Here is a 14,196-nt window from a genome sequence, read left to right as displayed (position 1 = left end):
TGAGGAACGAAGGATCTCCGTAAGAAACTCCGCAAAGTAAATTACCAATCTTTGTCGAGCTACTTGCGAAGATTTCTCCCTAGGGTCGAAATGACAAGATCGCGTGTAAATGTCCTTAAATACACCTTTGTCAAAGTTTTAAACTTTGACAAAGATTTGGAATTTGGAATTTAAAAATTGGAATTTAATCCAGTATTATCGAAGGCAAATTCTCATTCAACCATTTATACTTATTGAGAATCATAATATGGGTTCCTCCTTTAACCAAAATGCATTTATCAATATATTTAATTGGAAAAACATCGTCTTGGTCTCCGTGAATATGAATTACATTTTCGTCGATTTGATCGCGATCCCATAAGATTACACTTTCTACAGCCCATTGCAGATAACCTAAATCACGAACAGATAGAAACTTCTCGTATAATTTTATTCTCTTATTGACTTTTTCTCCAAAAGAAAACTTGGCAAGCTTTTCAATATTAAGAATCAACTGCATTGGAATTAGTTTGTAAGCTTTTGTGCTCTTTCCTATTTTCATTCTTCTAGGAAATTCGTGATTACTTCTTACGCTCGATATAATAATAACTTTTCGCGCTTTTATATGTTTCGAAATTTCCTGCACTAAGATTCCTCCAAAGGAAACTCCGATTAAAACAGGATTTTCGTCTTTTATATTTTTACTAATTCGAAGCGCATAATCTGATAAAGATTCTTTTGGGTTTGGAATTTCCCATTCGAGAAGATGCGTTTCAAAAATATCTTCATCCAATTTTATTCTTTCAAAAATAGATGAACTCGCAGCCAAACCTGGCATAAAATAAACTGGAATTTTACTCATAACATTAAAATGAAATTACCATTAGGATATTTATTCTAAAAAATAAAGTTACCTTTTTTAATATCATTATAATCAAATTTCAGACCTATTTATTGCGTCTGGCTCAAAAAATCAAACTTCAAAACAATAACTTAAAGTTTATAGCTGCAAAAAATAATTTAATATTGAAAATCAAATGATTACCTTTGCATTTCGAAATATTTTTTGATTTTAAATCTTATAAAGAATTTTCTTTCAATACGTATTTCGAGTCCCAAATTCACTATTTACCAATATCCTAACAAGAAATTACTATGGAAACATCTGTAACTATGGAAATCAAAGACAACACATTTGCACGCCAATTCGAAACTGTCATCCCTGAAGGAATGTTAGCAGTTGAGTATCAATTTCAAGAAAAGAAAATCTTTTTAACCAAAATCAACAAGCCTGATTCATTCGAGAACGAAGAAACAATCAACACTTTGCTTAAAAATATATTAGATTTAAGTGCTGAAAAAAATTACAGAGTAGTTCCGATTCATCCAAAGATTGTTTCGTTTTTCAAAAAAAATCCAAGATATAAAGAATTACTTCCTCCAGGAATTAGAATTTAAAAATATCCTATAATTCGGAGCCACAACCCTCCTATTACCATATAGATTAAGAGCATAACCAAACCGGTTATAAGCCCTTTGACCCACCAGCTCTTTAGGTCAACGTAACCGCTCCCGAAAAATACGGGTGCCGGACCATGGCCATAATGAGTTAAAGTTCCGTAAAGCGATCCGACAAAACCAAGCATAAACGCTAGCAACAACCCCGGAATTCCGAGCGAAACACCAACACCAAGTAAAGCTGCGTACATTGCTGCAACGTGCGCAGTTGCACTTGCGAAAAGATAATGACTAAAGAAATACACTAATATAATAATCGGAAAAGCCATTTGCCAGCTTAATCCGCCAATTTGTGCTTTTACTAAATCACTGAACCACGCTATAAAACCTAATTCGTTTAGCGAACTCGCCATCATAACCAAAACAGAAAACCATACAATAGTATCCCAAGCTCCTTTTTCTGATTTTACATCTTCCCAAGTCAAAACTGAAGTTAAAAGTAAAATTACCAATCCGATAAAGGCGGTTGTTGTTGCATCGATAGAAAACAAGTCCCCTGTCATCCAAAGGAAAAGCAGAATGAAAAATGTAAGCAACATCATCCATTCGTCTCTTGTAATCGCTCCCATTTCTTTCAATTTCTGTGATGCAATTTGTGGAGCATCTCCAGTCTTTTTTAATTCTGGAGGGTAAATTTTATATAAAACAAACGGAATTACAATAAAAGCACACAAACCCGGAACAATCGCCGCCGCAGCCCATGACATCCAACTGATTTTTATTCCCAGATTAAGCGCAAACTTCTGACACATCGGATTACTTGCCGTTCCTGTTAAAAACATAGAAGAAGCAATCAAATTCATATTATAACTATTCAAAGTCAAATAAGCCCCTAATTTTCTATGTGTTTCAGGTTTGTCTGGCATTGAGCCAAAACTCATCGACATTGATTTCATAATCGGATAAACGATTCCTCCTCCTCTAGCGGTATTACTTGGAACAGCTGGCGCTAAAACCAAATCTGCCAATCCTAAACCATACGCTAATCCCAGAGAACTTTTTCCGAATATTTTTATGAATAAAAAAGCAATCCTGTTTCCAAGACCTGTTTTTATAAATCCTCTTGCTATAAAGAATGAAATTCCAATCAGCCAGATTACTTTATCGCCAAATCCTTTTAATGCTAAAGTGATTGATTTTCCAGGATCTCCAGGAGCCAAAACCTGAGACATTGCCGTCAAGGCAATAGCAATCATACACATAGTTCCCATCGGAGCTGCTTTTAAGATGATTCCTAAAATAGTAGCTACGAAAATGGCAAATAAATGCCACGCTTCTATCACAACACCTTCTGGAGCTGGAATAAACCAAATGGCAACTAAAACTGCCAGCGTAATTAGAGTCTGTGGAATTTTTACTTCTTTCATAAAACAAAAATTAAGTGAATTAAATTCTGAGCTGCAACTGAATTAAAAATAAATCATTATCGTAGGTTGTTGTACTTGGAATGCTTTTATCAAATCTATCAATCTCAAATCCCATTTCTATACGACCCGTATATGATTTTCCGAATTCTAAACTGACCATTGGCGTATAAGTGGTGCGTACGTTTGAATTGATTTTATAACTAGGATCAAAAGTTTCGTAACGACACGACAATTCGAGCGCTGTGAGTTTTTGATAATTTACGGTATATCTAAAGTTTGGAAGGAAATAAATACCTCGCATTTGATAATCTGAAACATTATCTGTTTTTCCGTCGACCGGAAGCGAATAGTACAAATTATGATTTGTTCCTTGTTTATATTCTATCTGCAAATCAAAACTAAACTTATCCGTCAATTTAAAATCGCTTGTAATATCTGCTCCGATTGCAAAAACATCTTCTTTAAAAACTTTTCCGAAACCGCCGTTTAAACCTAAATTAATTTTATGTTCTTTTGACAAACCGAAAACCCATCTGGAAGAATATTGCTTTCCGTTGTCTTTGTCCATTTCTACATTTTTCCCATTTCCATTTAAAACCGAAATGGCATAATTCACTGGAATTTTCCCAATATCAAAAGCTCCCGTTGCCGATGCACCAATCTGAAAACTTGTCCATCCATTTTTCCCAAACTCATAATATTGATTCGAGAAATCAAAAGATTTAATAATATCTACTGGAACAAGCTCTTCAATACCAAATGCTGGACGAAATTGTCCTCCTGTTAAGGCTATATATTTATTAAAAGTATATTTTCCGTAGGCATTTTCAAGAACTTTACCTTTTGTATCTGATTTAAAATCTGCAAGATTCACCAGAATTACGATTTCTGTTGTTTCGCTTAGTTTGGTATTTAAGCCAACACGCATTCTTTTTATATCAAAAGAGCTTTGTGTTGCATCTCCCGTCGAATGATGAGTTCCTAAAACATCTACATTATCTCCAAAACTTTCTAAATATCTCGCCTGAAGCAGTCCTTTTAACTGAAACTGCGGATATTTTACTTCTCCATTCTCTGTTTTATCGGTCTTATCAGCTCCTTGATTCAAATCGCCTTGGGCGTGTAAAAAAGTTGGCGTTATAAAAAAAAGAAAAAAAATTGGCATTAGTAGACTTTTACTCATAGGCTTAAAATAATTTGAAACATTAATGCTTATATAGCCGATTTAAAAAAATCAGCTCTTTATTCTTGAGATCAAAAGTTAACAGCTTATAGTCAACATGGAATGGAAGTACTAAAATAACAAAAAAAGATATTTTATGTAAAAAAAATTGCATTAAAATACTGTTATGGATTATAAATAAAAAAAGGGCATAAGATTAAATCTTACACCCTTTAGAATTTATATTGAAAAATATTATTTCTCGATTTCTCTCATCGAATCCATTTTCTTATGAGCCAAGAAACCAGCCACATCTTCAAAATGTTCTTTTACTCGCTTATTTCCGAATTCGAAAACCTTAGTAGCCAAACCGTCTAAGAAATCACGGTCGTGAGAAACTAAAATTAAAGTTCCATCAAAATCTCTTAAAGCATCTTTGATAATATCTTTAGTTTTCATATCTAAGTGATTCGAAGGTTCATCCAGAATCAATAAGTTCACTGGCTCCAATAACAATTTGATCATTGCCAAACGAGTTTTTTCTCCTCCTGAAAGTACTTTTACTTTTTTAGTGATATCATCTCCTTGGAACATGAAAGCGCCTAAAATATTTTTGATTTGCGTTCTGATATCTCCAACAGCAATACTATCAATAGTTTCAAAAATAGTAGCATTCTCATCTAATAGCGCCGCTTGATTTTGAGCAAAATACCCAATTTGAGCGTTATGTCCGATTTCAACGCTTCCAGAATCAACACCTATTTCCTTCATGATGGCTTTAATCATTGTTGATTTTCCTTCACCATTCTTTCCAACGAAAGCTACTTTCTGACCGCGTTCGATTACAATATTTGCATCTTTAAAAACAACATGATCTCCATAAGCTTTAGACATTTCTTTTACAATAACTGGATATTGACCAGAACGTGCCGCTGGCGGGAATTTTAAACGCAATGCAGATGTATCAACTTCATCAACCTCTACTATTTCAAGTTTCTCAAGCATTTTGACACGAGATTGAACAGCGTCTGTTTTAGAAAATGTTCCTCTGAAACGCTCAATAAAAGCACGGTTTTCAGCAATCATTTTCTGTTGTTCATCATACGCTTTTTGCTGATGAATTCTACGATCTTTTCTTAATTCTAAGTAATGAGAATATTTTGCTTTGTAATCGTAAATTCTTCCCATCGTAACTTCGATAGTTCTGTTTGTAATATTATCTACAAACGCTCTATCGTGAGAAATTACCACAACTGCTTTTGCTTGAGTCAACAAGAAATCTTCTAACCATTGAATACTCTCGATATCCATGTGGTTTGTTGGTTCATCCAGCAAAATTAAATCTGGTTTTCTTAAAAGGATTTTAGCCAACTCGATACGCATTCTCCATCCTCCTGAAAATTCTGAAGTTTGACGTGCGAAATCTTCTCTTTCAAAACCTAAACCAACTAATATTTTCTCAACTTCTGCTTCGTAATTCACTTCTTCGATAGCATAAAACTTCTCGCTTAAGTCAGAAACTCTTTCGATTAATTTCATGTATTCGTCGCTTTCATAATCAGTACGAACTGTCAACTGTTCATTGATATCATCAATTTCAGATTTCATTTTAAAAATTTCACTGAAAGCTTTTGACGCTTCTTCCATTACTGTCGCACCATCTTCAGTAAGCAAATGCTGAGGCAGATAGGCAATTACAGCTTCTTTCGGAGCCGAAATACTTCCTGTAGAAGGTTTGTTTACACCAGCAATTATTTTTAAAAGTGTCGATTTTCCCGCACCATTTTTACCCATAAGGGCAATTTTATCATTTTCATTAATAGCAAAAGAAACATCGCTAAAAAGTGTAGTTCCGCCAAACTGAACCGAAATATCGTTAACTGTAATCATTTGTGTTTGTGAATTTTGTTTAATCGGTTAATCGTTTATCCGACTACCCATTTTTTTCGTGCTGCAAAGATAGATTTAATTAGATAATGTGCCAATTTGATAATTAGATAATTTTGAAAATGTGCCAATTAGATAATACACTAACTAAATAAGATCTAAATCGTAATGAACGAAACCTCAATGGTTTTGCTAAATTTTAAAATTTTAATCTTATCTTGTATAAGAATTTAAAAATCAGCAAAATATGAGAACGAAATTAAAACTGACCGTCTACTTAATTGCAGGATTACTATTTGGACTTACTGCAAATGCACAAAAAACCGTAATTAAAAAAGAAGCTTTGCCTGCGAATGCTCAAACATTCTTAAAGACACATTTTGGATCTAAAAAACCGAGCTATATATTGGAAGACAAAGAAATTCTTTCGACAGAATACAAAGTTCAATACGACAATCAGATTGAAATCGAGTTTGATAAAAAAGGAAACTGGAAAGAAGTGGAAGCAAAAAACAGTAAAGTTCCAAAATCTATTATCCCTAAAAAAGTTGCTTCTTATATAAAATCAAATTTCCCTAAAGAAGACGTAACCAAAATAGAACTTGGAAGTTCTGGTTATGAAACAAAATTAACCAATGGTTTGGAACTAAAATTCAACCTGAAAGGAGATTTTATTAAGATTGACAAATAAGTTGAATTAGAAAATGTGTCAATTAGGAAATTAGAAAATTCTCAAAACCTTAAAATAACAAAACCCTACAGGATTTAAAAACCTGTAGGGTTTGCTATAATTATCTAATTTTCAAATTGACTAATTATCTCATTAATCTTTTCTCCATTTTTTAGTTTCTTCGAAAATATGCTCCATAATTGCAGCTTCAGTTGCATCGAATTCAATATTTCGCCTACTCATTACTAATCTTGCCGTTTCAAAAGCTTTTTTAGTTACATAAGTTGTAAATCCTGCAGCACCTCCCCAAGAAAAACTTGGAACAAAGTTGCGAGGAAATCCGCTTCCGAAAATATTAGCGCTTACACCAACGACAGTTCCTGTATTAAACATCGTGTTGATTCCGCATTTACTATGATCTCCCATCATTAAACCGCAAAACTGAAGTCCTGTTTTAGCAAAACCTTCTGTTTCGTAGCTCCATAATTTCACTTCTTCGTAATTATTTTTTAGGTTTGAGTTATTAGAATCTGCTCCGATATTGCACCATTCTCCTAAAACTGAATCTCCTAAAAACCCTTCATGTCCTTTATTTGAATTCGCAAAAAGAACTGAGTTTTTAACCTCTCCTCCTATTCGGCTCCCAGGTCCAACAGTAGTTGCCCCATAAACTTTAGCTGACATTTTTACCATTGCATTTTCGCATAAAGCAAATGGTCCGCGAATTACGGTTCCTTCCATAATTTCGGTATTTTTACCTATATATATAGGACCAGTCGATGCATTTAAAGTTACAAACTCTAGTTTTGCTCCTTCTTCGATAAAAATATTTTCTGGCGAAATTACATTAACGCTTTTAGGAATTGGCTGAGACGTGCGGTCTTCAGTCAGATATTTAAAATCTTGGCGAATCGCAGCATCATTTTTTGAGAAAATATCCCAAGTATGCTCTATCGTAATGCAATCTTCGTTGTACTGAATAATTTCGTAAGAATCAAAATCGACTTCGTCTTGATTTTCGCTCGCAAAAAACGCAATTATATCTTCTCCTTTAAAGATTGCCTGATTTTCTGTCAAATTAGAAACCATCTCCGCAAGAGTATCATTTGGCAAATACGCTGCGTTGATCATTACGTTTTCCTCCATTTCAACCATTGGAAATTTTTCAGACAAATATTCTTCGGTTATCGTAGTGATTGTAGAACCTAGATATTTTTCCCATTTCTGGCGAATTGTCATAATTCCTACCAAAATATCAGCTACTGGCCGTGTAAAAGTAAAGGGTAATAAGGCATTCCGAACGGGACCGTCGAAAAGAATGTAGTTCATAAATAATTGAGTGTTTGTTAAAATTTGATTTGGTTACCTGGCACCAAAGTTACAAATATTTATGTTTTACATTAAGCAAGTTTATATGTAAATAGCCACGAATTCACGAATTGATACAAATAACATCATACTAATGATTTCACAAATACTTTAAACATAAGCTTTACAAGAGAATAATTCGTGAATTCGTGGCAAATAAAAAAACATAAAAAAAGCCTTTCATAATTGAAAGGCTTTTGTATAATTTAAAACAGCTATTATTTTTTAGCGTGTTTAGCGTATTTAGTTTTGAATTTATCAATACGTCCTGCAGTATCGATAAGTTTAGATTTACCAGTATAAAAAGGGTGAGATGTTCTAGAAATCTCCATTTTTACAACTGGATACTCAACTCCGTCAACTTCAATTGTTTCTCTTGTATCTGCAGTAGATTTAGTGATAAAAACCTCATCATTCGACATGTCTTTAAATGCAACTAATCTGTAATTTTCTGGGTGAATTCCTTTTTTCATCTTTTCTTTTATTTATTGTTTGGAGCACTTTTATTTTGAAGCTTTTTCATGGTTAGAAAAAGGTGTAAACAAATAATACTCTTTTTTGTTTAAAAATTTAATTATTTTTGAGTGTGCAAATTTACAATTCTTTTTTAATAAACAAACAGTTAGCTTACTTTTTTTTAGTTTATTTCGAAAAGCTTTTTTTATATTCGATTATAGTGGGAATTACTATATTTGTGGATTAATTTTAAACATATCGAAATATGATTAATGAAGTTATAAAAAAGAATGGAGTTACGTATGGTGTAATGATCGGAATTGCATCGGCTTTGGTTACCGCTACAATCTATGCTATTGATTTAAATCTGTTTACAGCTTGGTGGATGGGAATACTAGGAATCGTAATAAGCCTTACAATTAGTATCATTTTACTTTCTAAAACTAAGAAAGATTTAAACGGTGTTTTTCCTTTTAAAGATGCTTTTACTACTTATTTTATAGCTGCTGTAATCGGTATTTTAATATCTACAACTTTCAACATTGTATTATTTAATTTAATTGATCCAGGTGCAAAAGACACTTTAAGCGAAATTATGATCAAATATACTATTGGTATGATGCAGAAATTTGGTACGCCAGCTTCAGCAATTAACGAAGCTGTTGCCAAAATGAAAGAAAGCAATCCGTATTCTACTTTTGAATTATTAAAAGGATCTGTTTTTGCTATGGTTGTAAGCGCAATTTTCGGATTAATTTTCGCAGCATTTTTTAAAAGCAAATCTACACAAGAATAAAAATATAAATGAATTTATCTATACTTATACCGCTTCTAAACGAGGAGGAATCACTTAAAGAACTCTATACATGGATCATTAAAGTGATGCAATCTAACAATTACTCTTATGAAATCATTTTTGTAGATGATGGTAGTACAGATAATTCTTGGCAGATTATTGAAGGTTTCTCTAACGAAAATCCAAATGTAAAAGGAATTCGTTTCATGAAAAACTTCGGAAAATCTCAAGCTTTGCATGCTGGTTTTGCAAAAGCAAAAGGTGATGTTATCATTACTATGGATGCCGACTTGCAAGACAGTCCAGACGAAATTCCTGAATTGTATGAAATGATTACAGCTCAGAAATACGATTTGGTCTCTGGCTGGAAAAAGAAGCGTTACGATTCTGTTGTAGCAAAAAATCTTCCTTCAAAATTATTCAACTGGGCAGCTAGAAAAACTTCTGGTGTTGAATTGAATGATTTTAACTGCGGATTGAAAGCCTACAAAAATGTTGTGGTAAAAAACATTGAAGTTTCTGGTGAAATGCACCGTTATATTCCAGTTTTAGCTAAAAATGCTGGGTTTGGAAAAATTGGCGAAAAAGTGGTAATTCACCAAGCAAGAAAATATGGTGAAACGAAGTTTGGAATGGAGCGTTTTATAAACGGATTCCTGGATTTGATTACCATTTGGTTTTTATCAAGATTCGGAAAAAGACCAATGCACTTATTCGGTGCCATAGGATCCTTAATGTTTATTATCGGATTTTTATCTGCTGGTTACATTGGAATTTCTAAACTATACCATATGTATACAGGAATGAAATACAGCTTGGTTACAAACAATCCATGGTTTTATATTGCTTTGACTACGATGATTCTTGGCACTCAATTGTTTTTAGCAGGTTTCTTAGGAGAAATTATTCTAAGAACAAAAAGCAATGAGGCAAGATATAAAGTAGCACGAGAGGTTAATTTTTAAAACAATATTATAGTCTTTAAAATATTTTTAATTAAGTCATAAAATTATTGCATAAAGCACCTTTGAGCCTTAATAAAAATTTATTTTTAAATAAATCATAAAACGAAATCAAAATGAATATCGCACCAAATATACTAAACGCAGTCAATGAATGGTTAACACCAACATTTGATAAGGAAACGCAAGCTGCAGTTAAAGAATTAATGACCACTTCTCCAAAAGAATTGGAAGAGAGTTTTTACAAAAACTTAGAATTCGGAACTGGAGGAATGCGTGGTGTTATGGGTGTTGGCGATAACAGAATCAACAAATATACACTTGGAAAAAACACTCAAGGATTATCTGATTACCTCCATAAAGTTTTTCCAAACGAACCTTTAAAAGTGGTTATTGCTTACGATTGCCGTCATAACAGCAATACTTTAGCAAAAGTCGTAGCTGATGTTTTCTCGGCAAATGGAATTCAGGTTTATTTGTTTTCTGATTTGAGACCAACTCCAGAATTATCTTTTGCTCTTAAATATTTAAAATGCCAATGCGGAATTGTTTTAACAGCTTCTCACAATCCGCCAGAATATAACGGTTACAAAGTATACTGGCAAGATGGAGGCCAAATTGTTCCTCCGCAAGACAAAGAAATTGTAAATGTTATTGAAAGTTTAGGCTATGACAAAATCAAATTTAACGCAAACGAAAGTTTGATTCAGTACATTGATACAGAACTTGACAAAGCATTTATAAAATCGTCTATCGAAAATGCAAGTTTTAATACTCCGGCTGAGGCCAAAGACAACCTTCACATTGTTTTTACTTCATTGCACGGAACTTCTATAAAATCAATCCCAGATGTTTTATCGCAAGCTGGGTATAAAAATGTTCATATTGTTCCAGAACAGGCTGTACCAGATGGAGATTTCCCAACAGTAAAATCACCAAATCCGGAAGAGCCAGAAGCTTTAACAATGGCTTTGGCGTTGGCAGACAAAACAAATTCTGATATTGTAGTAGGAACAGATCCTGACTGCGACCGTTTAGGAGTTGCTGTTCGTAACAATGACGGCAAAATGATTTTATTGAACGGAAACCAAACTATGGTTTTAATGACTTCTTTCTTATTGAAACAATGGAAAAAAGCAGGTAAACTTAACGGAAAACAATTCGTAGGTTCAACAATCGTTTCAACTCCAATGATGATGGAATTGGCAACAAGCTACGGTGTGGAGTGCAAAGTTGGATTAACAGGATTTAAATGGATCGCAAAAATGATCAAAGATTTTCCTGAACTTGAATTTATTGGAGGTGGTGAAGAAAGTTTCGGATTTATGGTTGGCGATGCTGTTAGAGACAAAGATGCTGTTGCTGCTACCTTATTAATATGCGAAGTTGCCGCTCAAGCTAAAGCAGCAGGAAGCTCTGTTTACAAAGAACTTTTACAGCTTTATGTTGAAAATGGCTTCTACAAAGAATTCTTAGTTTCTTTAACTAAAAAAGGAATGGAAGGCTTACAAGAAATCAACCAAATGATGATTGATTTACGAGAAAATCCTTTGAAAGAAATTAACGGACAAAGAGTTATTATGGTTGAAGATTATCAATCATCTATCGCTTTAAATCTATTAGACGGTTCTGAATCAACAATGGATATTCCGAAGTCAAATGTATTGATTTATTATACAGAAGATGGTTCTAAAATTTGTGCGAGACCAAGCGGAACTGAACCAAAAATTAAATTCTACATTAGTGTAAATGCTGAAATCGAATCGGTTTCTGATTTTGATGAGGCAGAAAGTTTCTTAGATCAAAAAATTCAAAACATTATTGCAGACATGCAGTTGAATTAAATAAACCTTTTTTGAAAGTATTGCCATTTGCAAATAGTATTTAAAAACAAGGAGTCAAATAGTAAAACTCTGATTTGCATTTCTTAGAAGATGCAAAATCAGAGTTTTTTTTATAAAAAAAACTAAAAAGAAATTGAAAACAATCCAATTGGATTAATTTTGTGCAGAAAAAATTCACTAGCCAAAACTCAAACGACCATAACCAAGCAGAAAAAAACATCCAAAAATAAATGAGTAATTTCAAAAAAATAATTCCTTTTATATACCCATATAAAAGATACGCATTCTTAAATATCTTTTTCAATATTTTATATGCGCTTTTCAGCACACTTTCATTCATTGCCTTAATACCAATGCTTCAAGTTTTATTTGACAAAACCAAAGAAAACTATGAAAAACCTTTATACACAGGAATTTTGGACATTAAGGAATATGGCGAAAATTACCTAAGCTACTATATTACAACTTCAAAAGGAACTCACGAAGCTGGATATGTGCTATCTATAATGGTTGCCATAATTATCTCAATCTTTTTACTAAAAAATCTAGCCGATTATTTAGCAATGTTTTTCATTAATTTCTTGAGAAATGGTGTTTTGAAAGACATGAGGAATGCATTGTACAAAAAAACATTAGAACTTCCTTTGGCTTTTTATTCTGAAAAAAGAAAAGGAGATGTAATTTCTAGAATTTCAGCTGATGTAAATGAGGTCCAAAACTCCTTTTTAGCAATCTTAGAGCTCATCATAAAAGAGCCTTTAACGATTATTTTTACGATCATCGCTATGCTTGTCATTAGCGCCAAACTGACTTTGTTTGTTTTCATCTTTATTCCTGTTTCTGGATATATCATTTCACTGATTGGAAAACAGCTTAAGAAACAGTCTACCAAAGCTCAAGAAGAACAAGGAAAATTCCTTTCTACTATCGAAGAAACAATTGGAGGATTAAAAGTTGTAAAAGGATACAATGCTGAAAATTACTTTAATAACGTTTTTCAAAATTCGACAGACCGCTTTTTCACTTTATCAAATAGCATTGGAAATCGTCAAAACCTAGCTTCACCAGCGAGTGAATTTATGGGAATTACGGTCATTGCGATTTTGCTTTGGTACGGAGGTCAGATGGTTTTGATTGATAAAACTTTAGAAGGCGCTGCATTTATTGCTTATATGGGATTAGCGTATAACATTCTAACTCCTGCAAAAGCCATTTCTAAAGCTTCTTACGGAGTAAAAAGAGGAAATGCAGCTGCAGAACGTGTTCTTGAAATTCTAGAACAAGAAAACACGATTACTTCTAAAGAAAATGCTGTTGAAAAAACAACTTTTGATGATAATATCTCAGTTCAAAATGTAAACTTTAAATACGAAGACGAAACGGTTTTAAAAAATTTTTCTCTTCAAATCAAAAAAGGACAAACTGTTGCGCTTGTTGGTCAATCTGGAAGTGGAAAAAGTACTATTGCCAATTTATTGACTCGTTTTTACGATGTTAACGACGGCTCTATTTCTATTGACGGAATCAACATTAAAGACATGAATCTGCAATCGCTTCGCAGCTTAATGGGATTGGTCACTCAGGATAGCATTTTATTTAATGATACTATCAAAGCCAATATTTCTTTAGGAAAATTAGACGCTACCGATGACGAAATTATCGAAGCGCTTAAAATTGCGAATGCTTATGAATTTGTAAAAGACCTTCCACAAGGAATTTATACTAATATCGGAGACAGCGGAAACAAACTTTCTGGAGGTCAAAAACAACGTTTATCTATTGCCCGTGCCGTTCTTAAAAATCCACCAATTATGATTTTGGATGAGGCGACATCTGCATTAGATACAGAAAGCGAAAAATTTGTTCAAGTTGCTCTTGAAAACATGATGCAAAACAGAACATCAATCGTAATTGCACACCGTCTTTCTACAATTCAAAAAGCAGATGTGATTGTGGTAATGCAAAAAGGAAAAATCGTTGAACAGGGAACTCATGAAGAACTGATTGCTCACAACGGAACTTACAATAAATTGGTTACCATGCAGTCTTTCGAATCATAAGACTCTCGTATAACAAATAATCTAACACAGATTAAGGAAATATTAAAACTCAGTTTAATTTCTTTAATCTGTGTTTATTTTTATAACTTTAGGATAGTTAAAGATTGAAATTTAATTCTTTCAGAAA

Annotated in this window: 12 protein-coding genes; 6 read left to right on the top strand and 6 right to left on the bottom strand. The window is 33.1% G+C overall.

The features are described from left to right. Positions 1 to 184: 184 nt before the first annotated feature. Positions 185 to 841, bottom strand: a complete 657-nt coding sequence (locus tag DMB71_RS03485; protein WP_111363737.1) for an alpha/beta hydrolase family protein — start codon at positions 839 to 841, stop codon at positions 185 to 187. Between the two features lie 293 nt (positions 842 to 1,134). Here DMB71_RS03485 and DMB71_RS03480 point away from each other — a divergent pair, with 293 nt between their 5' ends. After that, complete coding sequence (locus tag DMB71_RS03480) at positions 1,135 to 1,437, top strand: GNAT family N-acetyltransferase (protein ID WP_239452916.1); 303 nt, start codon at positions 1,135 to 1,137, stop codon at positions 1,435 to 1,437. On the opposite strand, the gene DMB71_RS03475 is transcribed toward DMB71_RS03480, so the two are convergent. The 3 genes from DMB71_RS03475 to DMB71_RS03465 all read right to left on the bottom strand — a co-directional run bounded on the left by DMB71_RS03475 (position 1,434) and on the right by DMB71_RS03465 (position 5,916). Continuing rightward, a complete protein-coding gene (locus DMB71_RS03475; protein ID WP_111363736.1) occupies positions 1,434 to 2,864 on the bottom strand; it encodes an anion permease in 1,431 nt (476 codons plus the stop codon). The genes DMB71_RS03480 and DMB71_RS03475 overlap by 4 nt on opposite strands. Before the next feature lie 19 nt (positions 2,865 to 2,883). Next, the gene (locus tag DMB71_RS03470) at positions 2,884 to 4,047 is read right to left on the bottom strand and encodes a porin (protein WP_239452915.1); all 1,164 of its coding nucleotides are present in this window, start codon (positions 4,045 to 4,047) and stop codon (positions 2,884 to 2,886) included. A 234-nt stretch (positions 4,048 to 4,281) separates the two neighbouring features. Continuing rightward, positions 4,282 to 5,916: an ABC-F family ATP-binding cassette domain-containing protein gene (locus tag DMB71_RS03465; RefSeq protein ID WP_111363732.1), complete on the bottom strand. Its 1,635-nt coding sequence runs from the start codon at positions 5,914 to 5,916 to the stop codon at positions 4,282 to 4,284. A 244-nt stretch (positions 5,917 to 6,160) separates the two neighbouring features. On the opposite strand from DMB71_RS03465, the gene DMB71_RS03460 reads away from it, so the two are divergent. Continuing rightward, positions 6,161 to 6,604 carry a PepSY-like domain-containing protein gene (locus DMB71_RS03460; protein WP_111363730.1) on the top strand — a complete coding sequence of 148 codons (444 nt, stop codon included), beginning with the start codon at positions 6,161 to 6,163 and terminating at the stop codon, positions 6,602 to 6,604. Between the two features lie 132 nt (positions 6,605 to 6,736). Here DMB71_RS03460 and DMB71_RS03455 read toward each other — a convergent pair whose 3' ends face one another. Next, positions 6,737 to 7,912, bottom strand: coding sequence for a GlmU family protein (locus DMB71_RS03455; RefSeq protein WP_111363728.1), 1,176 nt, complete (start codon positions 7,910 to 7,912; stop codon positions 6,737 to 6,739). Between the two features lie 257 nt (positions 7,913 to 8,169). Next, positions 8,170 to 8,424, bottom strand: coding sequence for a type B 50S ribosomal protein L31 (locus tag DMB71_RS03450; protein ID WP_111363726.1), 255 nt, complete (start codon positions 8,422 to 8,424; stop codon positions 8,170 to 8,172). Positions 8,425 to 8,672: 248 nt separating this feature from the next. Between DMB71_RS03450 and DMB71_RS03445 the strand changes: the two genes are divergently transcribed. From DMB71_RS03445 to DMB71_RS03430, 4 genes are all read left to right on the top strand, one after another. Continuing rightward, the gene (locus DMB71_RS03445) at positions 8,673 to 9,203 is read left to right on the top strand and encodes a DUF4199 domain-containing protein (RefSeq protein ID WP_111363724.1); all 531 of its coding nucleotides are present in this window, start codon (positions 8,673 to 8,675) and stop codon (positions 9,201 to 9,203) included. An 8-nt stretch (positions 9,204 to 9,211) separates the two neighbouring features. Continuing rightward, positions 9,212 to 10,168, top strand: coding sequence for a glycosyltransferase family 2 protein (locus DMB71_RS03440; RefSeq protein WP_111363722.1), 957 nt, complete (start codon positions 9,212 to 9,214; stop codon positions 10,166 to 10,168). Positions 10,169 to 10,281: 113 nt separating this feature from the next. Further along, the gene (locus DMB71_RS03435) at positions 10,282 to 12,009 is read left to right on the top strand and encodes a phospho-sugar mutase (RefSeq protein WP_111363720.1); all 1,728 of its coding nucleotides are present in this window, start codon (positions 10,282 to 10,284) and stop codon (positions 12,007 to 12,009) included. Positions 12,010 to 12,239: 230 nt separating this feature from the next. Continuing rightward, entirely contained in the window at positions 12,240 to 14,069 is a 1,830-nt protein-coding gene (locus DMB71_RS03430) for an ABC transporter ATP-binding protein (protein WP_111363718.1), read from the top strand. Positions 14,070 to 14,196: the final 127 nt, after the last annotated feature.

Source organism: Flavobacterium tistrianum (assembly GCF_003254545.1).
Taxonomy (GTDB): domain Bacteria; phylum Bacteroidota; class Bacteroidia; order Flavobacteriales; family Flavobacteriaceae; genus Flavobacterium; species Flavobacterium tistrianum.
The sequence above is the reverse complement of the archived record's forward strand: the minus strand, read 5'-3'. Positions and strand labels throughout refer to the sequence as shown.